Below are 25930 nucleotides of genomic sequence, written 5' to 3'. Positions count from 1 at the left end.
GTCTGCGGCCAGCCAGGGGCCCCCCTTCCGGTGCGGGCCACTATCGCAAGCGGCGGGTCGGCCGACGACCACGGATCGCGATATTCCCAAGATGGGCATTGGTCCGGCCGTCGGCGAGGCGGGCGAATACGGCGTCGGACTCGAGAAAAGGCCCGCCCCACTGTCACAGGGGGGGCGGGCCCGCTGGAAACCGCACGGATCGTGGAAGGATCCGCGTCGACCCGGCTAGAGCATCAGGAGCAGGTCGTGATTCCGCTGCTGACCCAGGCATTGACCCGACTCTTGACGGTCGAGGTCAGCGGCGCGAAGGCGGAGTTCAGCGCCAGGGAGTCGTAAGTGCCGCCCGCGGTGTAGGCCGCGACGAAGTTCTTCAGCGCGGTGACCTTGGTGGCCGAGGCATAGCAGCCATAGAGGTCGAGCAGCGTGAAGCCGGTGATCGGATACGCCGACGCACCGGTGGGGTTGCGCATCGCAGCGGTGTCGGCCGCGGCGCCCCAGGCGGCCTGGGTGTTGCTCGCCGGCGGGGCGAAGGCGGCGACACCCTGCTGGGTGTAGGTCGGCGCCGCCGGACGCGGCGTGTCACCCGAGGGGGCGCCGCCATTGGCGTAGTCGGCCTGGTTCTGCAGATTGGCCGCGACCGGCGCCGGGCTGACCGCCGGCGCGGTCGCCTGCTGGGTGAAGTCCGGGCTGAGATACCCGACAGCGCCCTGGTTCGCGACCACACCGGCCGCCACGCCCTGGCTGCCGTTGGCCGCGGTGAAGGACGCCGGCCAGGTCACGGTGGTACCGACGCCGCCGCTCCAGGTGGCGAGGTTACCCGCGGGATGGCCGGTGGTGAGATCGGCCGTGCCGTTGCAGACCGTCGCGAGATGGCGCGAGAACAGGAAGGTCGTGCCACTCGAGTCCGAGCGGCGATAGACCCGGATCGGCAGGTTGGCGTGGAGCTGCACGCCGTTGTTGTCGGCGGTCAGGACCGGATGGTTCCAGTTGGTGATCTGGCCGGTGAAGATGCCGCAATAAGCCCGGCGCGACAGGAACAGGCCGCTGGTCCCGCCGGTCGTGAGCTTCGTGCCGGACGGGATCGGGCGGTTGATGTTGAGGCCGGTGGTGTTCACCGCGATCGCCACCGGGGTGCCGACGGTCGGGATCTGGATCCCCGGGCCGCGGGTCGGCTGGACGTTGTTGGCGTATGTGGTGAGCTGGGCGGAGGTCAGAACCGCGTCGCTGGCCGCGAAGTCGAAGAACGCCGGGCCGGAGCCGTAGCCGGTCGTGCCCTCGTTGTAGACGATGAAGGAGTTCTCATAGGGAGTGGGCGGCTGCGTGTTCGGCGACTGCTGGGCGAGGAACGCAGTCAGGCCCGCGCCGCTGCCCAGCGAGGCATAGGCGATGCAGTTCGCGCTCGCCGGGTTGCAGCTGGCGAAGGCCACGCCGGCATAGGTGTCGAACCAGGAGCTGGTGCCGCTGGCAGCGCGATACAGGCCGAAGGGCAGAGTCGCGCCGGCGCCACGGATGGCCTCGGCCGAAGCCGGGGCGGCATTGATCAGCAGAGCACCCGCGGCAAGCGCGAGCAGGCTGCAGGATTTCAGACGCTTGAACAAGTGTCGTCTCCTTCCTGACGTATCGATGAGGCGAAGCGATGGCCGCGGGCTTGCGGCCATCCGTCCTGGGAAGGTGCGCGTCCTGTAAGGTCCACCTTCCCTTTTCCCCCTTCCGGGAAGATCGGTGGGCCAGAAGAATCAGAACTGCACCGCTCCGATCACAGTATTGCAAACTTCGCTGATGAATCCGTGATCGAATCTTTGAGAATTCGTGACACGGATTCTCAGCAAATTTAAGAAATTTCCTCCATAGGATATAATAAAGCGATAACGGAGACAAAAATAACGAATGCCGTATCTTTGTCTCCGAGTTCGCCTTGGGCTTCAGAGGATCAGAGGACGAAATCGGTGGCGGCCAGGGAGCCGACCCCGCGGACCTCGATTTCGAGATCCGCCGCCTTGTCGCCATTCACATCGGCCTGGACCAGCACGGTTGACGCATCGACCAGCTCGATGTGCAGCTGGCCGGCCACGCCCGAGAAGGCCGCGGTGCCGATGAAGGTGAACGCTTGGTTGCCCCGGGCGGTGCTGCTGGCGTCGATCGCCGACAAGTCGATGATGTCGTGATCGGCGGTCGAGAAATCCTGAATGAAGTCGGCCGAGCCCGCCGCGCTCTGCGAGACGCTGCAATAGGCAAACACGTCGCTGCCGAGGCCGCCGCTGATCTGGTCCAGGCCGGCGCCGCCGGTGATGACGTCATCGCCGGCGCCGCCGTCGATGACATCGCCGTCGGCACCACCGAACAGCACATCATTGCCATCATCGCCGTACACGGTGTCGACGCCACTTCCACCAAGCAGCATATCGTCGCCGCTGTTGCCATACAGGCCATCATCACCGTCACTGCCCAGCAGGACATCGCTGCCGATGCCGCCGCCGATGCTGTCGTCGCCGGCGCCACCGTCGGCAAAATTCGTGCCGCTGCCGGTGTCGAGGAAATCGGCTCCGGCGCCGCCGAGCAGGACATCATCTCCATCATTGCCGTAGAGAAGGTCATCGCCGTCGGCGCCGTCGACGATGTCGCTGCCCGCGCCGCCCTGGATCAGATCGTTGCCCGCCTGGCCGAAAATCTGGTCGCTGTTCGCGGTGCCCGCGAGAACGTCGTCACCGTCGGTTCCGTAGATCACACTCATGATTCTCCCCCGATTGTCGGTCTTCAATCATGTTGTTGCCCGAGAGCGACCCGTACGACCCGGCACCAGAAAGGGTGCCAACTCAGGCATCGGATCTTCAAGATCTCGCCGGACCGTCACTATGATCCTATGGTGATTCTGTTTCAGTGGTGAGACTCGAGAATGAATGAATCAAATAATTTTCTGCTCATTTTTAGTAAACTTGATTCTCACATGATATCGATTCTTCATTTATATAAAATAATAACAACTATACTAAGTAGATATTCGGAATCGACGAAACAGAACAGCCGATATCGTCACTATCGCAATAAGCATCGGTACGGCGGCGAGATTTAGCCAGATCAGACGTCGCTCGATTGTTTCCACATCCTCGCGCAAGGCGCGCCGCACCTCGCGCAGCTCCCGCCGGGTGTCGACCACCTTGGCGCGCAGCGCCTCGATCGCGTCGTGCGAGGGGCCGGCGCCGCCTTCGGCGTCCTGGGCCGCCGCCATGTCGCGCTGGAACTGGGCCAGCCGGTCGGTCAAGGCGCTCTCGCTGTCCTGCAGCCGCGCCGCGGCGGCGCGGCCGATCTCCGCGATCCGGGTGAAGGGCCGGCCACCGGCGGAACGGTTGCGCAAGGCCGAGAGGTCCTGCGCCCCGGACAGATCCTCCAGCAGCGCCAGCAGGACGTCGCCATTGGCGGCGAAGGCCCGGGCCGGCTGGCCGGGCTGGCCGCGGGCGACCCAGAACCGGTCGTCCAGGATGTCGGTGTCGGCGATCACCGCCAGGTCGAGCGCATCGGTCTCGCGCTTGCGCGCCGCCGCGGCGTCGGCCGGGATGCCGTCGGGAAGCTGGTCGGCGAAGGCGCTGCGGGCGTGGCCGCGCAGCCGCGCCGCCAGCACCAGCCTCTCCCGGCCCGCCGGATGGTCGTTCCACAGCGTCTGCGGGTCGGGGCGCGGCACGATCTCGTCGACCTCGACAGGGCTGCCCTGGTCGGTGGTGAAGAGGAGCGGGGTGAAGCTGGTGGTCGCGTCCATCAGCGGCCGCAGGATGCCGGCGGTGCCGAGCGTGATCGGGCCGAGCCCGGCGAAGGCGGGGTCGGACGCGTCCCGGTTCTGCTCGCCCAGCGTCAGCCAGACCAGATGCTGCAGCTTCAGCGGCCGGCCGTCGTCGCGCCGCACGGTGATGCTGGAGGCTAGGTTGCGGTCGCCGGCGACCCGGCCGATGTCGAGCGCCACGCCCCAGCTGGTCCCGAACAGGCCGAGGGCGGAGAAGGAGGCGCCGCGGGCCGCCTGCTCCGGCAGCCGCTCCGCCGCCGCCTCGGACAGCGGGTCGACCAGCACCAGGGCGCGGCCCCCGGCCATCAGGAACTGGTCGATCGCATATTGCGCGGTCGGCGGCAGGTCGCGCGGATGCACCAGCAGCAGCACGTCGATCACGGCGGGGTCGAGCGCCTGGGATCCCTTGGCCGCGAGGTCGTTGATCGCGACCGGCCTGACGTCGAAGTCCTTCTGCATGTCGCGATAGGCGGTGAAGGCCGACAGCACCCGGCCGCCGAAGGCCAGCGCCCCGCCCAGCGGCAGTGTGCTGACCACCGCGACCTGCCGCCGGTCGGGCGAGGCCAGCCGCGCGATCATGCGGGTCAGCTGCAGGTCGAGCGTCGGCTCCTCCTCTGGCCGCAGGAAGGGGATCGCGACCCGGTCGCCGGCGCTGCTGCCGACCACGCCGAAATAGACCGGGTCGCCGCCGCGGCTCAGCGGCAGGCCGAGCAGCCCGTCCGCCACGGCGCGGTCCTCGGCGTCGCTGAACGGCTCCGGCGTCTCGCGGTGCAGGACCAGCCGATCGCCCGCGGCGGCGGCATAGTCCTCGAGCCGGGCCTCGACGCGGCGGGCATAGCCGGCGAGGGCAGGGGAGGCGGCGGCGAGCCGGTCGGAGACGACGAGGCGCAACGTGACCGGTTGGCGCAGCCCCGACAGCACCGCCTGGGTGGCGGCATCGAGGGCGTGGCGGCGGTCCTCGCTGAGGTCGAGCCGGTAGCCGCGCAGGGCGCCGTCGGCCCAGAGATTGACGCCCACAGTCGCCGCCAGCGCCAGGGCCAGGGCGGCGAGACCGGTCAGGCGGTGTCGGAGCGGGAGCCGCATCGCCGTCACCCCGCCCGCCGCAAGCCGAGCGCCACCGACGCCGCGAACAGGAAGAAGGCGGTGACGGTGGTGAAGAAGAGGAGATCGCGCAGGTCGAGCACGCCGCGCGCCATCGGCCGGAAATGCGGCAGGACACCGAACACCGCGACGGCATCGGTGAGGCCGGCCGGCAGCTGCTCGCCGAACAGCCCGGCCAGCGCCGGCGCGCCGGGAATGGTGACGAGGAGGCAGAGGGCGACGCCGAGGATGAAGGCGACGACCTGGTTGCGGGTCACGGCACTGGCGGCGGAGGCGACGGCGAGATAGAGGCCGGCGACCAGCAGGCTGCCGGCATAGCCGGCGGCGATCACCCGGTGGTCGGGCTCGCCCAGCCAGGCGACGGTCAGCCACATCGGGCAGGTCAGGGCCAGCGCCAGCGCCATCACCGCCCAGCCGGCCAGGAACTTGGCCAGGACCGCGGCGCCGGGGCCGATCGGCAGGGTGAACAGCAGCTCGACCGTGCCGGTGCGCGCCTCCTCCGCCCACAGCCGCATGGCGATGGCGGGGGCCAGCAGCAGGTAGAGCCAGGGCAGGAAGGCGAAGAACGGCTCCAGATCGGCCTCGCCGCGGCCGAAGAAGTCGCCGGCATAGATCGGCAGCGCTCCGGCCAGGACCAGGAAGACGATGACGAAGACGGCGGCGATCGGCGTGGCGAAATAGCCCGCCAGCTCGCGCCGGAACAGGGCGAGGCCGGCGCGCATCTCAGGCCGCCTCCGCCGGACGCGGCGCCCCCGGCAGGGTCAACGCCCGGAACAGCCCGGCCAGCCGGCCGTCCGGCGACCGTGCGGCCAGGGCCGCCGGGGTGTCGTCGGCGCGGATCCGCCCGGCGGCCATGATCACCGCGCGGCTGCACATCGCCTCGACCTCCTCCAGCACATGGGTCGAGACCAGGATCGCCTTGTCGCGCCCCATCTCGCGGATGGTGTCGTGCATCTGCTGCTTCTGGTTGGGATCGAGCCCGTCGGTCGGCTCGTCCAGGATGAGGATCGGCGGGTCCGGCAGCAGCGCCGCGGCCAGGGCGGTGCGCCGGCGGTAGCCCTTCGACAGCGTCTCGATCGGCCGGCGCAGCATCGGGCCGAGCTCGACCCGCTCGGCCGCCGCCGCCACCGCCGCGCGCCGGGCCCGGCCGACCAGCCCGTGCATTCCGGCAACGAAGCCGAGCAGGCCGGCCGGCGTCATCTCGGGGTAGAGCGGCGCGCCCTCCGGCAGGTAGCCGAGCCGCCGCCGCGCCGCGATCGGCCGCCGCAGAACGTCGATCCCGGCGAGGGAGGCGGTGCCGCCATCCGGCTCGAGGAACCCGGCCAGCATCCGCAGCAGCGTCGACTTACCGGCGCCGTTCGGGCCCAGCAGGCCGACCACCTCGCCGCGGCCGACCGCAAGCGAGACGTCGGCCACGGCGATCACGGGCCCGAAGCGGCGATGCAGGCGGTCGGCGCGGATCATGCGAGGATCCCTTAGACGGCGGCCGGGGCGGCGGTCCCGCCGGGGATATCGGCGATCGGGCCGAAGGTCTTCTCGTAGGACGCCACAGTCTCCGCCAACTTGCGCGCCAGGTCCTTCATCGTCACCGGGCTCATCGCCAGGCTGACCAGCCATTCCGTCGCCATCGGCTCGGCGGCGGGAGTCGCGCCCCCGACCACGATGCGGGCTCGGCCGACCAGCAGCTGCGCCTCGGCGGCATTGGCGGTGAGGTGGAACAGCGAGAAGTAGCGGGTGTCGGGGGAGAAGCGCTCGGCCGCGCCGTTGGCGGTTCCCGGGGCGGGCTGGGTATCGCGCGTCGTCATCATCGTCTCCATCGCTCCTGACGTGTCACTGGGACGGGGCGGCGGCCGCCGGCAACAGCCGGGCCAGGATCTCCGTCACCGCAATCTCGTTGATCGCCGGCGGGGCGGCGCCGACGAGGCCTTCGACATAACGGCGCCGCAGCTCCGCCGCCTGCTGCCGGCGCAGCGCCTCGACCAGCAGCGGCCGGACCTCCTCGAAGCTGCGCACCTGCGACTCCTTGCGGTCGATCAGGCGGATCAGATGCCAGCCCGCCTGGCTGCGGATCGGCGTGCTCAGCGCGCCTTTCTCCAGCCCGGCGACGGCCTCGCGGATCTCGGGGATCAGCGCGTCTTCCGCCAGCCAGCCCATGTCGCCGCCCTTGTCGGCGCTGTCCTTGTGCTGCGAGGCCTGGCGCGCCAGCGCGGCGAAGTCGGCGCCGCGGGCCCGGGCGCGCCGGCGCAGCTCGTCGATCCGGTCCTCCACCGCCTGGGCCTGGGCCGCCGACGCGCCCGGCGCCACCGGCAGGAAGATCTGCGCCAGGTGATATTGCGCCGGGGCGACGAAGCGGGCGGTGTTGTCGTCGTAGATCTGGCGCAGATCGGCCTCGGGCGGGTCGCCCGCCGGCGGCTCGGATCTGGCGGCGAGCCAAGTGTCGACGATCACCTGCTGCCGCGCCTGGTCGATCCGGGCCGCCACCTCCGGCCGCCCGGCCCAGTTGGCTTTCGCCGCCTCGGCGGCCACCGCCCGGCGCGTCAGCTCGGCCCGGATCAGCCCGTCCAGCGCCTCGCGGCTGGCCGCGGCCTGGGCCAGGATCTCGGGGTCGAGCCCCCGCAGGAACGCCTCGACCTCGGCCGGCGACAGGCCGATCGCGCCCATCCGGGCGACGGCCTCGGCCGGCGGCTGCTGCGCCGCGGCCGGCGCGGCGCCGAGCGCGAGCAGCGCGAGGAGGACCGGCGCGCGCCTCATTTCACGGGCTTCCGGTAGCGGGCGTCGGCGAGCTTGTCCTGAAAGTCCTGGATCAGGTTCTCCATCTCGACGCTCTTGAGCTGGGTGAACGGTTCGTTCTGCGCCAGCACGTCGCCGAGGTCCTTGCCGTCATAGGCGGCCAGCACCTCGCGGCCGAGCTTGTAGAGCTGGTCGTTGCTGGCCTGGCAGGCCTGGAGCAGGCCGGAGGTCTCGTCGAATCTGGCCTGCGCCGTGGCCCGCCGCCCCTCGGTGTCATGCAGCTGCGCCTGGGTGCGGCCGAGGCTGCGCCGGGTCTGGTCGAGCTCGCCGCGCGTCGCCTCCAGGGTCGTCTTGGTGGTGTCGAGCTCCGTCGCGAGCCCGTCCGCCTTCTCGGTCGCGGCTTCGAGCCGCCCCTGCAGCTGGGTGATCTGGGCGCGCAGCTGCTTGGCTTCGGCGTCGCGGGTGGCGATGGTCTGCTGCGCCTGGCTGAGCTGAGACTGCAGCGACGTCGCCTGGTTCTGGGCGGTGCGCAGGTCGACGGTGGCCCGGCGCAGCGCTTCGCGCAGCCGGTTGACGTCGTTCTCCTCCTGCGCCGCGGCCGGGGCCGCGAGCCCGAGCAGCACAGCGAGGCAGAGGGCCGGTGTCGTCCGGCGGTGGGTCGCATGCGTCATGTCGTGCCCCTCCCTCAGAAGCGGGCGTTGATGTCGAGCATCAGCGTGTCGACCGAGAATTTCGGACCGCTGATGGCGTCGCTGCTGAGCCAGCGCAGCCCGAGCCAGACGTCGTCGGCGACGCCGTAATTGCCGGCCAGGATGAAACCCTTGGCGTTGGTGCCGCCGTTGTGGAAGTCGCTGTCGGTGAAGGCGTCGACCACCGAATCCGACTCCAGATACTTGTAGGTGAAGCTGGCGTTCCAGTCGTTGCCGTGCCGGATCTCGGGATGGCCGACCAGGACGCGGGCCAGATAGGCCATATTGCCGCTCTTGCGGCCCTCCTCGCCGACGCGGGCCGTAACCGCCTTCTTGTCGTAGCCGAGATTGGCGACCAGGTCGCCGGTCAGCACGATGTGGATCGGATCGAAGACCGAGAGGTCGAGCGAGGCGGTGACGTTGAGCTCCTGGAACTTCGAGGCCAGGCCGAAGGCGACGAGGTCGTCGCTATCGACGGCGGGATTGCCCTTGTCGCCCACGTCCCACAGGCTGTTTCCCTTCTGCATGAAGGCCGGCACCGACAGGTTGCGGCGGTGATCGTCTTCGTCGATCGCCCGCGGGTCGCCGAGCATGTTGTTGAAGTCGTAATAGGCGACGCCGAGCTTGACCGCCGTGTCCTCGTCCGGCCGCCAATCGACGCCGATCTGGCCGCCATAGAGCACTTGGTCGCGCGAAGAGAAGGCGAATTCCTGCAGCGGGAACAGCCCGACCGCGGCCCAGGCGTCGAGCTGGTCCAGCACCGGCTGGCGGTAGCCGAGGGCGAAGCCGTCGAAATTGACGTCCTCGTCCCATACCAGGTCGGTCGAATAGAACGGGTTGCCGAAACGCCCGGCGTCGACCTTCAGCCTTCCGCCCGTGCCCAGCGGATCGCCCTCGTAGCGAATATAGGCGCGGTCGAGGTTGAAGTTCTTGTTGCCGAGCGCCGTGGCCATGTCGGCATTGGTCGAGACCGGGTCGAGGTCGTTGCCCGCGGCGAGACGGATGTCGGTGGAGAAGCCGGCGCCGAGATCGGCCTCGACCCCGAGGCGGGCACGGACCTGGCCGCGATAGCGATCATCGCGGGTGTCCAGCAGCGGCGGAAAGGCGACGGCATCGTCCAGAGGGGTCCCGTACCCGTCGTTGTTGAGCTCCTGGAAATCGAGGAACTCGGCATTGTTCGGGTCGTAGTAGTCGGCCCGGCCGCGCACCCGGACGTCGCCGTACAGCTTCACCTTGTCGAGCCATGCCGGCAGCGTGCCGGGGTCGCCCCAGCGCTCGGTCTTGGCCTGGGCCAGCACCTCCTGCTTGACCTCGTCGCGGATCTGGTTGCGCACCACCTCGGGCACATAGGGCACGCGCACGGTACCCGGCGGGGTACCGGGCGAAACCGCCTGGCCGCTGGCCGCCCGGCTCGCCTCCGCCGCCCGCGCCTCCTGCTCGGCCTGGGTCAGCAGCGCCTGCGCCTTGTCGCGCGACAGGATGCCCTCCTGGACCAGCAGACGGATCAGGGCCAGCGTCGTCGACTGCTCGGTCGGCGGGGTCTGGCCATAGGCCGCGCCGACGGCGAGAACGCTGATCGCGGCGGCGAGGCCAGTTCGCTTGAACATCAGATCCCTCATGCCCTGGTCTGCTGGATGTTGAGCTGGATGCGAAGGGTCACGGGCGTGCCGCTGGGCGGCCCCTGGCGGAAGGCGCCGAGCTTGCGCACCGCCTCCACCACCGCGCTGTCGACCGACGGGTCGCCGCAGGACTGCGCCAGCCGGACCTGGCCGATCCGGCCGTCCGGCGCGACCGAGACCGTCAGCACGACGGAGGCGCGGCGGCCGCGCACCGTCTCGCTGCCGTCGACGGCCCGGCGCAAGGCCATGTCGCGCTGCGCCGCGCGCTGCGATTCGACCAGGGCGTACTGGCCGTAGCCGCCGCCCCCGCCGCCGCCCCCGCCGGTGCCGAGCCCGGTGCCGCCCTTGCGCGCGGTGAGACAGGCCGCGCCGGCGCAGGCCTCGCCCTCGGCGTCGAGCGCGTCGTCGCCCGGCGCCTTGTCCGGCCCCGGCGGCTCCGGCTTGGCTTCCTCCTGCGGCGGCTCCGGCTTGGGCTCCTCCTGCACCGGCTCGGGCTCCTTGATCTCGGGGGTCTCGACCGGCTCCGGCGGCTTGATCTCGGGCTCCGGCGGCGGGGGAGGGGGCGGCGGAGGCGGCGGCAGCTCGACCATCTGGATCGGCGGCGGCTGGCGCGGCTGCTGCACCGGCTTGCCGCGCAGCACGGCCGCGCCGAGCACGACCACGGCCGCGACCAGGGCCAGGCCCATGCCGGTCCACGCGATCCGCCGGATCCAGGTGGTGCGGTCGGCCATGGCCCGCGCTCAGCTCGTCGCCGGACGCTGCGAGACGAGGCCGACCTGCTGCACGCCGACGCGGCGCAGCAGGTCCAGCACATCCATCACCCGGGCGTATTGCACCGCCTGGTCGGCCTTGATCACCACCGGGAAGTCCGGGACGGTCGCCTTGATCTGGGCGATGCGGCTCTCCAGCTCCGCCATCGATACCGGGATGGTGTCGAGATAGACCTGCCCCTGATTGTCGATCGAGATGGCCCGCATCTGCGGCTGCGACATGCTCGCCGCGGCGCTCGCCTTCGGCAGGTTCACCTCGATCCCCTGCACCGCCGCCGTGGTCATGATGATGAAGATCAGCAGCAGCACATAGGCGAGGTCGAGCATCGGCGTGACGTTGATGTCGTCATACGGCTTGTTCTCTTGCTGAATCTGCATGACGACCTCACCGGGCGTAGAATTCGGCCATCTTCGTCGTGAATTCGTCGACGAAGACCTGCATGTCGGCGGTGATGTCGCGGATCCGGCTGGCTAGGTAGTTGTAGCCGAACAGGGCCGGGATCGCGACGGCGAGGCCGGCGACGGTCGCGACCAGCGCGCCGGCGATGCCGGGGGCGATCGAGTTGATGTTGACCTGGCCGGATTCGGCGATCGCGGCGAAGGTGATCATCACGCCGACCACGGTGCCGAGCAGGCCGAGGAACGGCCCGCCGGAGATGGCGATGGTCAGCACCACCATCAGCCGGTTGGCGCGCTGGATCTCGCGCGTCAGCGTGGCGTCGAGCGTGGCGCGGATCGCCGCGATCGATTCTGGCGACAGCACCAGCCGTCCGCCCGACCGGCCGCGCGCCGCCTTGGCGCGGTGGGTGATCTCCTCGGCGCCGACATGGTAGAGCCGGTACAGCGAGGCGTGGCGGTACGACTTCGCCTCGCCGTCGGCCGCCAGCCGGGCCGGCGCGGTCGCGTCGTCCGGATCGCCCTGGTCGAGGGCGGCGAGGTCGGCCACCAGCCGGCGGAACGGCACCAGGAAGCGCTTGTTGGCGCGGTCGACCCGGTTGACGTAGCCGACCTTCGACAGCATCACGATCCAGCTCAGCACCAGCATCAGGCCGAGCAGCCCGATCACCACCCAGCCGTCGAGCGTGACCGAGGCGAGGATCGCGTTGAAATGGCCGAGGTCGAAGCCCGATCCTTCCTCGTCGACGCCGAAGACCAGCAGCCGGCTGTCGGCCGCGGCGCTGCGGGCGGCCAGCAGGATCGCCGGCGCTGGCCGCGCCACAGTCGCGATCTCCAGCTCGTCGAGCTCGCCGACATAGCGGGCGAAGACGGGGGCCGGCGGGGCCGCGGGCGCTGCCGGCTCGGCTACCGGGGCAGCGGCATCGGCCGGCGGCGTGCCGGGCGCGGGTTCCGCCGGCGATGGCGCAGGTGCGACCGGCTCGGGCGCGGGACGGGGGAAGAAGCTGCCCAGCATCGCGGCGCCGGAGAGCGCCGGCACGGGGACGGCGCCGGTTCCGGCCGGACGGCCGTCGACATACAGCGTCACCTGCCCGGCGGCGACAGTGACGGCGAGATGGGTCCAGGTGCCGGCGGTCACCGGCGCGGTGGCGGCGATACGCTGCGGTCCGGTCCCGGCGTCGACGCTGACGAAGGGCACCGCCTGGTCGAGGCCGATGGCGAGGCCGCCGGACTGGATCGCGCCCGCCACCGCCTCCTTCTCGTAGATCATGGCGTTGGGCTGCGGCGCGCCCGGCTTGATCCAGGCCGACCAGGTGAAGGCGCCGCCCTGCGGCACGGCCAGGCTGGGCGTGGCCGGCAGCATCACCGTGCCGTTGCCGTCGAAGCCGATGCCGCCGCCGATGAAGGAGGCGTCGACCTTCGCCGCCGTCGACTGCGCCGCGTTGTTGGCGTAGCCGGTGGCGTCGAGCGGCAGGACCCCGGGCTCGCTGAAATGCCAGACCAGGGCCTGGGCGGCGTCGTAGCCGGCGCGGGCGTTGCCGGTCGCCGCCGCCTCCTTGTTGCCCCAGTACAGCCAGATGGTCTGCGGCTTGTCCGCGGCCGCATTCGGCAGATCGACCCAGATCAGGCCCATCTCGAACAGGTTGTCGAACTTCTCGACGTGGAAATTCAGCGGCGTCTTGTCGTCCTCGGCGATGATGCGGAGGTCGGAGCCGTCTTCCTTCGCGGCGAGGAAGTTGAAGTTGGCGGCGGACAGCCGGATCAGCACCTGCGCCCGCCCGGCCATGCCGGGGACGGCGCCGGCATTCGGCCCGAGATCGACGGTGATCGGCTTGCGCAGCGGCCATTCGCTGTTCCACCAGGCCGAGGCCGCCTGGGGCGTCAGGAGGAGGGCCAGCAGGGCGCAGAGCAGCAGCCGGACGGCCGGCAGCGTTCGGGTGGGGCGGAGGGGTCTCATGCTCGGGGTCGATCCGGGGTCAGAGGCTGGCGCCGAGGGTGAACAGGATGCGGATGTCGTCGGTCTTGGTGGTGCTGGCGTCGATCAGCGGCACCGCCAGGTCGACCGAGCCGGTGAGGTGGTTCAGCAGCTTGACCCGCGTGCCGAAGCCGAGGCTGGCGAGCTGGAATTCGTCGTCCTGCTCGGGATTGGCGTCCTGCAGCCACAGCTCGGCATAGTCGCCATAGGCGTAGATCCGCCAGTCCTCGACCACCGCGGGGTCGATCAGCTCGCCGAGATTGGGCGTCGTCACCCGCAGCGCGGCGATCCAGCCGTTGTCGCCGAGCTCCTCGGATTCAACATAGCCGGGCACGGTGGAGACGCCGCCGGCGCTGAACTGCTCGTTGCTGATCAGCGGCTGGCTGGCGAGCTGGCCGTCGAGCCGCGCCGTCAGCTCGAAATCCGCCGGCAGGATCTGCTGCCGCTCCAGCCCGGCGCGGAAATAGGCGAAGTCGGCGGCGGCGCCGGCGCGCTTCTGTTCGAACTTGTCGTCCGGGTCGCCGAGGCCGCGCAGCCCGAAGGTGGCGGAGAGGCTGGCCGAGGTCAGCCCTTGGGTGTCCGGCCGGGTGGCGTTGTACTCGACCGTCGCGGTGGTGTAGGTGATCGGCGTCTCCGACTGATCCCCGCCGAACACCTGGCGCTCGCCGAAATCCTTCCAGTCCAGGCCCAGCATCAGCGTGTGGTAGTAGTCCGGGAGCCCCGGCAGCGGCAGCACGGCGCGGCCGCCGATCACGGTGCCGTCGCCGATCACGTTCACCCCGCCCAGCGTCGCGACGTCGGAGGAGGAGGTGATGCCGTACAGCACCAGGCTCTGCTTCCACTCCGGCACGCGGAAGGTGTAGGTGGCGGCCACCGCCGAGGTCTGGTCCGGGTCCTCCGGCGCGGTGGTGTATTGCAGCGATATGGAATGGCCGAGCTGCCAGAGGTTGTCGTAGCCGACCGAGCCGGACAGGCGCAGCGGCTTGGTGTTGGCGCTGTACTGGTTGTTCAGCTCGACCGAGGCCTGGAATGGCGATTCGTCCTCGACATTGAGGTCGGCGTCGACCGTCCCCGGCTCCGCCCCCGCCTTCAGCTGCGGCGTCACGGTGCGGCCCGGCAGCCGGTTCAGCACCTCCGAATCGCGCTGGATCTCGGCCAGCTGCGGCACCTTGCCCTCGGCGAGGGACGGCGCCGCGCCCTTGATCCGGCCGAGCGAGTAGTACCGAGAGTTGCGCACCCTGAGCCGGCCGATCCGGGCCTCCGCCACCTCGAGCCGGACCACGCCCTCGCGCACCGTCTGCTCCGGGATGTTGACGGCGACGGTGATGTAGCCGGCATCGGCGTAGCGCTTCTCCAGCGCGGCGCGGGCGCCCTCGACGTCCTCGATCGTCTTGCCGGGGCCGAGGAAGGGATAGACCGCCTCTTCGATGTCGACCACCGGCAGCACGGTGTTGCCCTGGACCTGATACTCCATGATGTCGAAGCGGCCGGCGTCAGGGGCGGGCGCGGCCGGCGCCGATGCCGGCTCGCCTGCCGGCGCCTGGGCCGCGGCCGGCGCCTCCGGCACCGCCGCCTGGGCGGCGGCCGCCGGCAGCGACGCACACGCCGCCCAGCCGGCCACGGCCAGCCTAGACCCCCACCTCGGCCACATGGATTCCCCCTTCGCCGGCCCGGGCCCGATCCGGGCAGAAAATGCAATAAAAACGTCACGCATGCGCCGTTCTGAAAATTCAGAAGGCGAATGTTTTGATCATTTGTCTAGAAATCTGACTAGCACATACGTTCGACCATGTTCAATCACCGATCGAAAACTAGGAAAGATTTCGTGTGGACAAGTCTGTTGGCGTTAATGAAAATGAAACATCGGATCATATGCATTTATATTGGCGAATATCCATGTGTATTCGTCATTGTATTGTCATGATCCGGAAAAGATGACGCCCGGCGGGCCGGCCGCCGGGCGTGCGGGGGGCGTCTGTGGCGGGGATCAGGTGTTGGAGCTGACGGTGCAGGTGCCGGAGACCAAGCCGGTCTTCAGGCCAGGTGGCGTCGTTGACCCAGGCCCAGACCGCTATCCCTATCCCTCCTCGTAGCCGAGGAAGGAGCCGGTGATCAGCAGCGGCGGCGGCTCGGTGGAGGGCTGGGCGCCGCGCTGCGCCTGCTCGCGCACCGATTCCTCGATCGCCCGCGTCGCCTGGGCGGCGACGTCGCTGACGCCGGCGATCGAGGCCGGGTTGACCGGCGCGGTGGGCAGGCCCACCGTCTGGCCGCCGACCTGGATATTGTCGGCGTTCAGCACCTGCAGCGCGAAGACGTTGAAGTTGCCGGCGACGCGGATGCCGCCTTCGCCGGCATTGACCACGCCGTTCGGGGCGTAGAGGTCGACATCACCGGGCGGCCGCAGCGCGCCGATGCCGCTGCCGCCGGTGATGCCGCCGGGTTCGACCTGCAGCGTGCCGTTCAGGCTGAGGCGGACGGTCGCCGGTCTCGTCGAGATCGCGGCGCGCGAGCCGACGCCGGCGTCGATGTCGCCGAAGGAGGACCACATCAGGATGTCGCCGCCGCCGGCGGTGAGGGCGCGGGAGGAGCGGATCAGGATGTCGTCATCGGCATAGACGCGGATGTCGCCGCCCAGCACCGTCCACAGGCCGGAGTCGCTGGCGGGATGCGGATCCACGCCCGCCTCCTGGGTGATCGCGCCGAGCTGGATGCCGCCGCCGGGGATCAGGATCGAGATGTCCCCGCCGCGCTGGGTCTTGACCTGGCTGTCGCGCATGGCGATGCCGCCGGCATAGCCGTCGCCCGGGAACATCGCATCGGCGGCGGCATAGCCGCGATCGGTGGCGCCGAAGCGCGGGTTGGACGGGTCGTTGGCCTCGCGGCCGGAGGCGCGCAGCTCGGCAAAGAGGATATCCCGCAGCAGCGGATCCTGCTGCTGCGGCGTCAGCGCCTTGAACAGGGCGAAGGCCGTGGCGGCGTCCAGGCCGGTGCGGCCGGTCAGCGCCTCGACATAGGCGATCAGGTCGCCGGTGTAGATCGACGACCCATCCCCGGCCCGCAGATATTCTTCCAGCTCGGCGTAATGCGCCGGGTCCAGATAGCGGGTCAGGAAGGCGGTCCGGTCCGGCTGCCTGGTGCCGAGCCCAGCGAGCACGGCGATGTCCGCCCCTTGCTCCGGCAGCATCGAGGTGCGCAGGTTGCCGTCGGTCTGGATGCCGAAGCCGATGCCGAGATCGATGTTGCGTCCGGCGCTGACCTCCAATCGCCCCGGCCCGCCGACCAGCACGCGCGCGCCGAGATTCCCCTGACGGAAGGTAAGGTCGATGTCGCGGCCGGCCTGAACCAGCGTGACGTCCCCCGGGCTGGTGTTGGTGGCGGTGATCGAGAGATCGGCGACATCCGTTCCCGCCCGGATCTGAAGGCTCTTCGGCACCGTGAGACGGCCGAGATTGCCCGGCCCTCCGAGGGCCTGAACATTGCCCGCGACCGCATAGATCAGCGCCGGGTCGGGGTCGCCAACATGCCGGCCGGCCTGGTCGATCGCCGCGCCGCCGGCCAGGAAATTTGCGCGCACGAACTGATCCTGCTCACTGGTCAGGCCGCCGGTAGCGGAGAAGAGGACATCGATCGGGTTCAGGGGCGTGGGGTCGACCAGCGCATCGGCATCCGCCATCCAAAGTCCCTCAAACAACAATGTCTGTCGGAATTCGGTCGGGTCCCCGTTCGGCCTGAAGCCGACGTCGTCCGCCGCCAGGAATTCCACCGTGCCGCGATCGGCGGTGGCCAGCGCCATTCCGAAATCGACCGTGATGTCGCCGCCGAACGACGTGGCCCGGACAGTGGCGGGGTACAGCAGCATCGCGCGGTAAGTCGCACTGCTCGTCGGGACGGTGTTCGGGTCCATCCCGGCCAGGACCGCCACGGCGACGCCATCGTTGCCGAAACGGACATCGCCGCCGATCGATTCGAGGCTGACGGCGCCGTTGGCGCCGCGCGACATGAAGCCGCCGGTAGCGGAACTGCCGCCGGACTGCCGGGGCGCGGCCGGGACCAGCATCGGGTCGACCGCGGTCTCGATGGTCAGGTCACCGCGGCTGCGCAGCCGGAAGGGCGCGTCGCCCACCGCCAGGATGGTGCGGGGAGCGTATGTTCCCGTCGGAAAACCGAATAACGGGTCGAACACGGTCACCGACGCGCCGCCCTTGATCGAACCGCCGGATTCGATCGTCGCGTCGCCGCGGCCGACATAGTAGACCCCGCTGACGATGTCGCCGAGCGCGTCGATCGTCAGGCTGCCGCCGTTGCGGATGTTGACCTGGCGGGCCGCGCCGTCGCCGGACACCCAGCCGACGGTGGGGATGACGGCCGAAAGGTTGCGAATCTCGCCCTCCGACCGCAGCGCGATGTTGCCGCCGCCCAGGGCGCCGACCCCCTGCTGGAAGCCGGCGAAGTCGATCCACCATGTGGTCGCCAGGCCGAGATCGCCGTTCGCGTCCCCCTGGCGCCAGACATAGTCGGTGACCAGCTGGCCCGACGGCACGCCGTACAGGCCGTCGCGGGCGCTGATGCCGATGTCGCCGCCGCCGGTCGGATGGACGGCGTTGGGATAGATCTGCTCGTCCAGCAGGCCGTCCGGAAGCCCAGCGATCGGCTGCCCGGCCGTGTAGACCACGGCCTGCGGGATGGGCGAGAAGCCGTCCGGTCCCAGATTCGTGTCCGATTTCGCGCCCAGCACGAAATCCCGGGCCGCGGCGATGTCGATGTCGCCGGTGCCGGTGCGGATGTGCAGCGGCCGGTTCGCCCCGGCCGAATCGGCGATCACGCTGCCCTTGCCGGCGGCAAGGTCGGCCGCGGCCTGCAGGGCCAGCGGATCGGCGGCGGAGAGGTCGGCGCCGGCGACCAGACGGTAGGACCAGTTGTCGCCGCCCGCCAGCACGCCGCCATCCACGGTGGTGAAGCCGTCGCTGATATGGCCGCGCACCGTCAGGTCGCCGCCGGCGCGCAGGGTCAGCACGCCCGCGTCGAGATCGGCGAGGTTCCAGTCCTGCGACAGCAGCATGTCGCCGGCGCTGCGCAGCTCTTCGCCCGCCCGGACGGTCACATTGCCGCCGAGCCGATCGGCGATGGTGCCGGCGTGGCCGGCAAAGGCCGTGGCGTCCGCCGCCACCTGGTCGATCACGCTCTGGTCGATCGTCGAGATCCCGTCGATCCCCGGCACCTCGAACACCTTGTACGCCTCGACCGTCACCTGCCGCGCCCCGTCGATCCCGCTGCCGAGCCGGGCGATGGCGACATCGGTGTCGCCATTGGTGCGCGGCGCACGCAGATGCACGCTGCCGGTGCCGCCGCCGGCGCCGACCAGGATCCGGGACCCGGCCTCGAGCGCGAGCTGGCCGCCGTCCCCGGCCGCCAGAAGCACCGAGCCGCCCTTGCCGGCGGCGTCGGCCGCGGCACCGGAGGCGTTCAGCACCGCCCCGCCCTGCAGGGTCAGGCTGCGGCCCGCCAGGCGGATCTCGCCGCCGGTGGCGCCGCTGGCGTCGATGCTGCCGCCGACGACCAGGTTGCCGCCATCGACCGACAGCGCGAATTCGCGGGCGCGGATCGCGGTGGTGAGCGTGACGTCGCCGCTGCGGATGCGCAGCCGCTGCGCCTCGGCGAAGCCGACCGCGGCCAGCTTGCCGGCCAGGGCATCGAAGCCGCCGGTGAGCCCGCCGATATCGAGATCGATCTGGCCCTGGCGGGCGCCCGCCGCCGAATGCGCGTCGATCGTGCCGTCGGCGACGAACCGGCCGTGCGCGGCATCGACGATCAGACGCCCGGCATCGCCGCCCGGGCCGCCGCCGACGGCGATGGCGGCGCCGCCCGCCAGCACCACGTCTCCCTGGGCCGAGGACAGCTTGACCACGCCGCCCGGGGCGTGGCGGGTCTGGTCGAAGAAGCGGCGCTCCACCCCGGCGGCGTCGATCGTCGTGCCGCCGGCGATCTCCAGATCCCGGGTCGCCGACGCCTCCAGGATGCCGGCACGGGCCTCGACCCGGCCGGCCAGCCTGACCGTGTCGCCGGAAAGGCGCAGGCGGCCGCCGATCTCGTCGAAGCCCGGCAGGTTCGGCGCGGCCCGGCCCTGGAAGCGCAAGGCGCCGGTGGCCTCGATCGCATTGTCCGATCCGGCGCCGGCCGACAGCGCGGCGGCTTCCAGGGTCAGCGCGCCGTCCACCCGCAGCCGGTTCGGGCGGTCCGCGCCGCCGCTGCCGGGGGCCAGGTCGGTGGCGGTGCCGAGGCCGCTGGTGCCGACGATCCGTTCCTCCGCCGCCAGCGTCACCGCGCCGAAGCCGGCGATGCGGACCGGCCCGTCGGCCAGATCGATCCGGCCGCTGCCGGCGACCGCCTGGCCGTTCTCGATGCGCGTGGCGGCATTGATCGTCAGGCGGCCGCCGGCCATGTCCGCCGGCAACTCGTTGGCGGCACCGGTGTTGCGCAGCCGAACCGCGCCGGCGTTGATCGTGACGTTGCCGCCATGGCCGATCAGGGCCGGGCTGTCCAGCGACAGCGTCTGCAGGGCCGCGGCCTGGCCGCCGCCGATGGTGACGTCGCCGTGGAAATCGATGCTGCCGTAGCCGCGCAGGGTCAGGGTCTCGGTCTGCGCCAGCACGCCCAGCGTGCCGTCGCGGAACACCAGGCCCGGGGTGCCGTCCGGCGCATCGCCGAAGCTGATCTGCCGGGCGGCGGCGTCGATGGCGCGGCCGCCGGCGATCCGGTCGGTGGCGAGGATCGTGTCGCCGCTGGAATCCAGGGTCAGGCTGCCCGTGGCCAGAACGGCCGCATCCTCCTGGATCGTCAGCGTGCCGAAGCCGAACGCGTCCTGCCGCACCACATCGGCCCGGCCGCCGGTGGACAGGCGCAGCAGCGCGCCGTCGCCGCTGAGGCGCAGGGTGTCGCCCTGGCCGGCATCGGTCCCGGTGGTGCGGATCACGCTGCCCGATTCCACCGTCACCGCATTGCTGGCGGCCAGCAGGATCTCCGCCCCCTCCAGCGGCGTGCCTTCGTTGCGCACGACCACGTCGCTGGCCGAGACCGCAACCTGGGTGCCGCCGCGCGGATCGGCGGTGGTGGGCGCGACGAGGCTGCGCTCGCCGCCGATCATCAGGCTGCCGACGCCGAAATCGTTCAGCTGCTCGGCTTGCAGCAGCAGATAGCCCTCATCTGCCAGGTCCCCGGTGTCGACCCCTTCGGACACCACCGCGACCTTGGCGGCGGCGACGTCGAAGCGGCCCAGCCGTCCGCCCTCGGCCGGTGCGAACCGGCCGGTGCCGTCCAGCCGCAGCGTCGCGGTGGCATTGGCCACCAGCGTGCCGCCGTCGATCGGCAGGGTCAGCGGCGTTGCGGTCCTGCCTTCGGTCTGCTGGCGCGTCAGGAAGGCCTCGGACCGGAAGAAGCTGTTGGCCCGGTATTCGTCATACTGCGCCCGCTGGCGCACCACCTCGCCGGATTCGATCTGGAAGCCGGTCCAGCGGGCGTCGGAGACCGCGGTGTTGAGGACCGAGCGGCGGCCCGCGACATAGGCGCCGCCGTCCGGCGCCCGGCCGTTCATCGCCGGCAGCATGTCGAGGATGCCATCGAAGGCGCGGACGCGATACGCCCCCGGCATCAGCGCATAGCGCGCCGGCAGCAGCACATAGGTGCCGGCCGGCAGGCCGCCGCCGCCCGACAGATAGACCCGGTCACCCACCCGCAGCGAGGTGTTCGATCCCTGGTTCAAAGACTGCCCGGCCACGGAGGCTGTGGATGCGACGGCTGGCAGGTCCTGATTGAATTTGGGTTCCGGGAGAAGCGACCGCCCGCCTGAGATATAGGGATCCCAAGGCGCGTAGCCGTCATAGTCCGGGATCACGGCAAAACTGTTGGGGTCGTTCAGGACGTCGGCCGGCCCACCCAGGCCCGGGACGAATTCGCTCGCCAGCAATTCGCCGCCGCCGCTCACGTCGATGACGGCCCCTTCCGCCACGGCGACATCGTCGCCGCGCAGCCGCACCTCCTTCGCCGGCGGGCTTTCGAGCGGCACAAAGCCGGCCGGATTGTACCACAGAGAGCCGTTCTGGACGTAGCCGTAGGGGGCCGTCAGCCCGTCGGCCGACACCGAGGTCACGCTGCCGCGGCCGAGCGTCACCTTGCTGACGCCGTCGACGCTGCCCTCCAGCCCCAGGACGATCCTGCCCAGGGGCGCCCGGATCGTGCCGTTCTGGACGATCTCGGGCGCCGTGATCGTGAGCTGGCCGCCGATCGACAGCGGCATGCCGGCCTTGCCGCTCCGCCCCACCGTGACCTTGCCGAGGGCGTTGACGGTGAAGGTCTGGTCGGTGGCGGGATAGAGCTGCGCCGCCCGGAACACCAGGTCTCCGGCGGTGTCCAGCCTGCCGGGGGCGTTGCCCGTGCTGCCCGCGAAGCGGATGTCGCCGCGGCTTTCGAAACGGACCAGCCCGAAGCCGCCGAAACGGCGGTCCTTGTAGATCGGCTCGAAGGTTTCGGGATCATAGCCGACTTGGAACCGGTAGAGACCGCCGAGGCGGAGATTGCTGCCGCCAATGTCGATCAGATCCGCCAGGATGGAGAGCTGGGTCGCGGGGCTGAGGATCCGCTTGTCCAGCGGGGAAACCAGTCCCACCGGTCCCAGTGACTCGTTGCCGGTCTTCGCGAGGACCACCCGCGGCGCCTCCAGCACCACGCTGGAGCCGCGCGTCGCGGTGATCGTATAGGCCGAAACCTGAATCTCGCGGCCCAGCTTCACCGTGACGTCGCCGTCGAAATTGACGACGTTGTCGGATCCCATCACCCATGTGCCGAAGCCGCCGTCCATCACCGTATCGGCGGCGACGAAGCCCTGGCCGGCCAGGCCGCCGAGCGTGTCGGCGCCGTAGCCGTCGGCCGCGGCCGGCGACAGGCCGGACTGCCGGATGTTCAGCACCCGCAGGAAGTCGACCGGCAGGTCGGGGCGATTCTCGAACGCCGGCTGCTTCGCGATCATCTCGGTGATCAGCGTGCCGCCCTCGGCGCCGGCGCCGCCGCCGCGGCCCAGCAGGGTGCCGTCGACGAACAGGCCTTCGCTGCCGGCCAGCCGGATCGTGCCGCCGTTGCTGGCGACGGTCTGCCGCCGCAGCTTCAGCCCGTACATGGTCATGCTGCGCAGGTCGAACCCGGTCGCGACGCCGGAGACGTCGAGCAGGGCGCCGCGTTCGACGATCACCGCCCCGTTGTAGGAGCGCAGCGAGATGGTGCCGCCGTCCAGCACCGTGCCGCGGCGGGTCCCGTCCGTCGTCGGGTCCAGCCTGACCGCGCCGCGGGCCAGCAACCGGCCGGTCGCGCCGATGCGGACGCCCGCCTCGGGGTCGTAGGCCACAACGGACGCGCCATCGACGGTGACGCCGCCGCTCAGGTCGATCGTCCCGGCCGGGGTGTCGATCATGCCGTCCACCCGCACCGTGCGCGCCGCCACCGCGGTGACCGAGCCGCCCATGCCCATGCGGACCATCGAGCCCCGGCCGAAGACGACGCTGCCACCGCCCTCGTAGGACCGCCCCTGCGCATCGACGCCGTCGACCCCGTAGTCGTCGGCCCTCAGATCGCTGCCCCGGGCGATCAGGGTCAGCGACCCGGCCGGGCGCAGCTCCTCCGGCAGCACCTCCAGGCTGGCGAAGCCGAACACGTCGCTGCCGCCGGCACGCCACAGATGGTCCGGGTTCAGCCGCAGCGAGGCCGCCGCCGGCGTCACCACCGCGCCCGGCGCCGCGGTGACGCCGCGATAGCCGTGCAGCGTCACGTCGCTGAAGCCGCCGCGGCTCAGGAAGCCGGGGTCCAGCACCAGCGCCCCCTTCGGCGCCAGCCCGCCGCCGATCCAGATCCGGTCGGTGCGGATGGTCAGCTTGCCGCCGCGGTCCAGCCCGTAGCCCCGGAGCTCGCCGTCGAGCACCAGCCGCCCGACGCTCGGCCGGACCGCGATCTGCGCATCGGCGAAGCGGCTTGTGGTCAGCCGCACCTCGCCGCCATCGCCCTTGGTCAGCGATCCGTCGCTCGCCACCCAGCCGCCGGCGGAGACGTCGATCAGGCTGCCGCCCGCGATGGTCAGGTCTTCCAGCGCGCTCAGGTCGATCGTGCCGCCGTCCGGCAGCGCGGCGCCGGCCGGGCCCGACCCGCCGGGATAGGGATTGCCGTTCGCGTCGATCCGGTCGTTCACCCATTGCCCGCGCGCCGTCAGCTGCGCGCCGGACCTCAGGGTCACGTCCCGGCCGCTCAGGGTGATGGTGCCCGACGGCGCCTCGATCGCGCCGGCGACGATGATGCTGCCGAACTGATCGAGCACCGACTCCGCGTCATAGAGGCCGAGAAGGGAGGCCGTTGGTCTGGAGCGCAGATCGACCGACCCGCCGGGGGCGGTGCGCAGGGTCACGCCGCGCGGCACCGCGATGTCGCCGCCCGCGGTCGTGACCGCGATCCGGTCCACCCCGCCGGCGCCGACCAGCGACGGATCCAGCACCAGCCTGTCGCGCAGATCCTTCCGTAGCGCCTCGCCCGACCCGAAACCCTCGGGCAGCCGCGGGCCGCCGGCGCCGAAGGTGACGTCGACCGCCCGGTTCAGCGACAGGGTCAGGCTGCCCAGCGCCGGCAGCTGGTCGCGGGCCCGCTGCCGCGCCCCGGCCGTGGTCCGCCCGGTGACGCGGCCGTCGATCACCGCGGCGCCGGTGGTGATGCTGACCGACCCGGCGTCCATGCCGTCGGTGTAGCCGGCCTCCCAGCGCGGGCCGTAGAATTTCTGCTGGGCGAAGCGCTGCTCGGCGAAACCGACATACTGGATGTCCGGCGTCGCCTCGCTGATGTCGTAGACCCGGCCGTCGGCGCCGACCAGCTGGGTGGTGTCCAGCCAGCCGCCGCGATACCGCACCTGCCCGCCGGAGACGTCGATGGTGGCGCCGTCCCGGATCACCACCTCGCCGGTCTCGACCGCATCGGAGGTGATCGACACGGTGCCGCCGGCCGCGCTGCGCTCCACCGCCGTGCGGCCGACGCTCTTCAGATAATCGCCGATGCTGCCGATCGGCGATCCCTCGCGGACATCGACGTTGACCGTCTTGCCGAACAGGAAGCCGTCGCGCTGCAGCGGCGAGTTCAGCTCGTTGTTGCGCAGCGTGATCGAGATCTGGTTCCGCTCCATCGCCACCTCGGTGGAGGTGGTGCCGGACACGTCGATCCGGCTGCCCCGTTCCATGGTGAAGCGGTTCGGCGAGCCGTCGAAGGGGGCATTTCCGATCTCGATCCCGACATCGCCCGCCGGCGCCCGGATCTCCGCCCCCCGCTCCATGGTCCCGGCGCCCGCGATCACCTGGACCCGCGAATGTTCGAAGGTCTCGTTGTCGGTGATGGTCTCGGCGCTGTCCTCCGGCAGGACGGTCGTCTCGCTGCCGCGTCCGAAGGTGACCTTGCCGGAAACGGCTCGCAAATTGAATTCGCCGCCACTGTTATAGGTCGGGTCCGTGGCGGCCTTGAGCTGGATCGAGCCGCCGGCGCGCACCGTGGTGGTCGCCGACAGCCTGCCGTTCTGGTCGATCAGCAGGCTGGCGATCGAGATGTTGCCGCCGCGCGGCGTGTCGATCGTCCCCGTGTTCACCACCCGGTCGGCGGTGCGGGAGTCGGGAGTGCGCAGGGCATCGACCTCGATCGCGACGCCGCGGGGATACCGCTCGTCCACCGGCGTCGATCCCGACGATGCGGGATAGAGATAGACCTTTCGGCCGGCGCCGATCACGACCTGTCCGGCGGGGGCGCGGATGGTGCCCTCGTTGACCACCGACCCGCCCAGCAGCATGACGCTGCTGTTGTCCGGCCCCTCGATGACCGCGCCGCGTTCGACCCGGATCTGGCCGGGTTCGCCGTCGCCGTCGTGCGCGAACACGGGCGGTATCTTGCCGTCGCTGTCCGGTGTCGGATTGCGGTTGGAGAGGATGCCGCGTGTGAACTGGTCGGTGCTGATGTCCAGCGACGACGCCACCAGGTTGCGAACATTGACCTGCGAGCCGTTGCCGAAGATCACGCCGTTCTGGTTGATCAGATAGACATGGCCATCGGCCTTCAGCTTGCCGTCGATGCGCGACGGGGCTTGGTCGTGGATCCTGTTCAGCACCGCCCAGTCCCGGTTGCCCTTCTGGTCGAAGCGCACCGTCTCGTCGCCGGCGATGTTGAACTTGTCCCAGCTGATGATTGCCTTCGGCTTCAGTTGCTCGATGGTCATCAGCTTGTTGGTCGCGTCGATCACCGGGTTGTTGGCGCCGGTCTCGACCCGCTGCAGCCGCATGCCGCCGAACAGCGCGCGCGGGGTGCCGGCGGAGGCGGCGCGGGACAGCGCCCGGGCGACGGCGCTGTTGCCGCGGCTGCCATTGCCGCCTCCGCTGCCGGCAGCGGTCGCCGAGGCCGGGGTGTCGCCGCGCACCAGCCGCATGCCGACGATCCTGGTGCTGTCGGCGCGCGCCGGTTCCGCCGCGCCCGCCAGCGCCGCCAGCCCGGCGATCAGGGCGAGGGCGCTGCAGCCCAGCCGCAGCCGCCGCGTCAGGACGCCGGACACGGAGGGGGAGGACACGAATCGGGAAACGGGACGAATCGGGGCGCCGATGCCGGCCATCTGGGCACTCCAGGACTATAAATGAATGATATGGGCGCGCTCTATCCTTCCTGTCCTATCGGCGGAGCCGTTTTCGCCGCCATCCCGGTCCGGTGAATTTTTCGTGACGCGGCGTCGGCCCGGCCGGCGTGATTCTCGCCGGGGCGGTTGCAGAGGCGCGGCGGTCGGGTGGTCCTGCGCGGCCGCAACTCCTCCGCCCAGCGGCACGATGCGGCAG

14 protein-coding genes are annotated in these 25930 nt (G+C 70.7%); all 14 read right to left on the bottom strand.

The genetic code is table 11. The annotated features are described in order from the left end of the window. Positions 1-233: 233 nt before the first annotated feature. Positions 234-1598 (bottom strand): substrate-binding domain-containing protein, encoded by a 1365-nt coding sequence (locus G537_RS0127890; protein WP_026872890.1) that lies wholly within the window; start codon positions 1596-1598, stop codon positions 234-236. Positions 1599-1930: 332 nt separating this feature from the next. Beyond that, positions 1931-2731: a calcium-binding protein gene (locus tag G537_RS40310; protein ID WP_051249227.1), complete on the bottom strand. Its 801-nt coding sequence runs from the start codon at positions 2729-2731 to the stop codon at positions 1931-1933. Between the two features lie 255 nt (positions 2732-2986). Continuing rightward, a complete protein-coding gene (locus tag G537_RS0127880) occupies positions 2987-4855 on the bottom strand; it encodes a GldG family protein (protein ID WP_026872889.1) in 1869 nt (622 codons plus the stop codon). Positions 4856-4860: 5 nt separating this feature from the next. Next, positions 4861-5595 (bottom strand): ABC transporter permease subunit, encoded by a 735-nt coding sequence (locus tag G537_RS0127875; RefSeq protein ID WP_026872888.1) that lies wholly within the window; start codon positions 5593-5595, stop codon positions 4861-4863. Between the two features lies 1 nt (position 5596). Then, positions 5597-6337 (bottom strand): ABC transporter ATP-binding protein, encoded by a 741-nt coding sequence (locus G537_RS40305; protein WP_034853269.1) that lies wholly within the window; start codon positions 6335-6337, stop codon positions 5597-5599. Positions 6338-6348: 11 nt separating this feature from the next. After that, a complete protein-coding gene (locus G537_RS0127865; protein WP_155888813.1) occupies positions 6349-6678 on the bottom strand; it encodes a hypothetical protein in 330 nt (109 codons plus the stop codon). Between the two features lie 25 nt (positions 6679-6703). Next, a complete protein-coding gene (locus tag G537_RS40300; RefSeq protein ID WP_051249226.1) occupies positions 6704-7624 on the bottom strand; it encodes a peptidylprolyl isomerase in 921 nt (306 codons plus the stop codon). After that, the gene (locus tag G537_RS0127855) at positions 7621-8274 is read right to left on the bottom strand and encodes a hypothetical protein (protein ID WP_026872886.1); all 654 of its coding nucleotides are present in this window, start codon (positions 8272-8274) and stop codon (positions 7621-7623) included. The genes G537_RS40300 and G537_RS0127855 overlap by 4 nt, the downstream gene beginning before the upstream one ends. Before the next feature lie 14 nt (positions 8275-8288). After that, entirely contained in the window at positions 8289-9899 is a 1611-nt protein-coding gene (locus tag G537_RS0127850; RefSeq protein WP_051249225.1) for a putative porin, read from the bottom strand. 8 nt (positions 9900-9907) lie between these two features. Continuing rightward, entirely contained in the window at positions 9908-10642 is a 735-nt protein-coding gene (locus G537_RS42455; RefSeq protein ID WP_051249224.1) for an energy transducer TonB family protein, read from the bottom strand. A gap of 9 nt (positions 10643-10651) precedes the next feature. Next, positions 10652-11059, bottom strand: coding sequence for an ExbD/TolR family protein (locus tag G537_RS0127840; protein ID WP_026872884.1), 408 nt, complete (start codon positions 11057-11059; stop codon positions 10652-10654). 7 nt (positions 11060-11066) lie between these two features. Beyond that, positions 11067-13034: a DUF2341 domain-containing protein gene (locus G537_RS0127835; RefSeq protein WP_026872883.1), complete on the bottom strand. Its 1968-nt coding sequence runs from the start codon at positions 13032-13034 to the stop codon at positions 11067-11069. 19 nt (positions 13035-13053) lie between these two features. Next, the gene (locus tag G537_RS40290; RefSeq protein ID WP_162146157.1) at positions 13054-14703 is read right to left on the bottom strand and encodes a ShlB/FhaC/HecB family hemolysin secretion/activation protein; all 1650 of its coding nucleotides are present in this window, start codon (positions 14701-14703) and stop codon (positions 13054-13056) included. A 426-nt stretch (positions 14704-15129) separates the two neighbouring features. After that, positions 15130-25713 carry a filamentous haemagglutinin family protein gene (locus G537_RS0127825; protein WP_026872882.1) on the bottom strand — a complete coding sequence of 3528 codons (10584 nt, stop codon included), beginning with the start codon at positions 25711-25713 and terminating at the stop codon, positions 15130-15132. Between the last annotated feature and the right edge of the window lie 217 nt (positions 25714-25930).

This window comes from Inquilinus limosus DSM 16000, assembly GCF_000423185.1.
GTDB lineage: Bacteria > Pseudomonadota > Alphaproteobacteria > DSM-16000 > Inquilinaceae > Inquilinus > Inquilinus limosus.
This window is presented reverse-complemented; position numbering and strand designations above follow the sequence as displayed.

Excerpts from the sequence above, each read along its gene's own strand:
- G537_RS40310 (WP_051249227.1), bottom strand. The coding sequence starts at position 2,731 with ATGAGTGTGATCTACGGAACCGACGGTGACGACGTTCTCGCGGGCACC.
- G537_RS0127880 (WP_026872889.1), bottom strand. The coding sequence starts at position 4,855 with ATGCGGCTCCCGCTCCGACACCGCCTGACCGGTCTCGCCGCCCTGGCC.
- G537_RS0127875 (WP_026872888.1), bottom strand. The coding sequence starts at position 5,595 with ATGCGCGCCGGCCTCGCCCTGTTCCGGCGCGAGCTGGCGGGCTATTTC.
- G537_RS40305 (WP_034853269.1), bottom strand. The coding sequence starts at position 6,337 with ATGATCCGCGCCGACCGCCTGCATCGCCGCTTCGGGCCCGTGATCGCC.
- G537_RS0127865 (WP_155888813.1), bottom strand. The coding sequence starts at position 6,678 with ATGACGACGCGCGATACCCAGCCCGCCCCGGGAACCGCCAACGGCGCG.
- G537_RS40300 (WP_051249226.1), bottom strand. The coding sequence starts at position 7,624 with ATGAGGCGCGCGCCGGTCCTCCTCGCGCTGCTCGCGCTCGGCGCCGCG.
- G537_RS0127855 (WP_026872886.1), bottom strand. The coding sequence starts at position 8,274 with ATGACGCATGCGACCCACCGCCGGACGACACCGGCCCTCTGCCTCGCT.
- G537_RS0127850 (WP_051249225.1), bottom strand. The coding sequence starts at position 9,899 with ATGTTCAAGCGAACTGGCCTCGCCGCCGCGATCAGCGTTCTCGCCGTC.
- G537_RS42455 (WP_051249224.1), bottom strand. The coding sequence starts at position 10,642 with ATGGCCGACCGCACCACCTGGATCCGGCGGATCGCGTGGACCGGCATG.
- G537_RS0127840 (WP_026872884.1), bottom strand. The coding sequence starts at position 11,059 with ATGCAGATTCAGCAAGAGAACAAGCCGTATGACGACATCAACGTCACG.
- G537_RS0127835 (WP_026872883.1), bottom strand. The coding sequence starts at position 13,034 with ATGAGACCCCTCCGCCCCACCCGAACGCTGCCGGCCGTCCGGCTGCTG.
- G537_RS40290 (WP_162146157.1), bottom strand. The coding sequence starts at position 14,703 with ATGTGGCCGAGGTGGGGGTCTAGGCTGGCCGTGGCCGGCTGGGCGGCG.
- G537_RS0127825 (WP_026872882.1), bottom strand. The coding sequence starts at position 25,713 with ATGGCCGGCATCGGCGCCCCGATTCGTCCCGTTTCCCGATTCGTGTCC.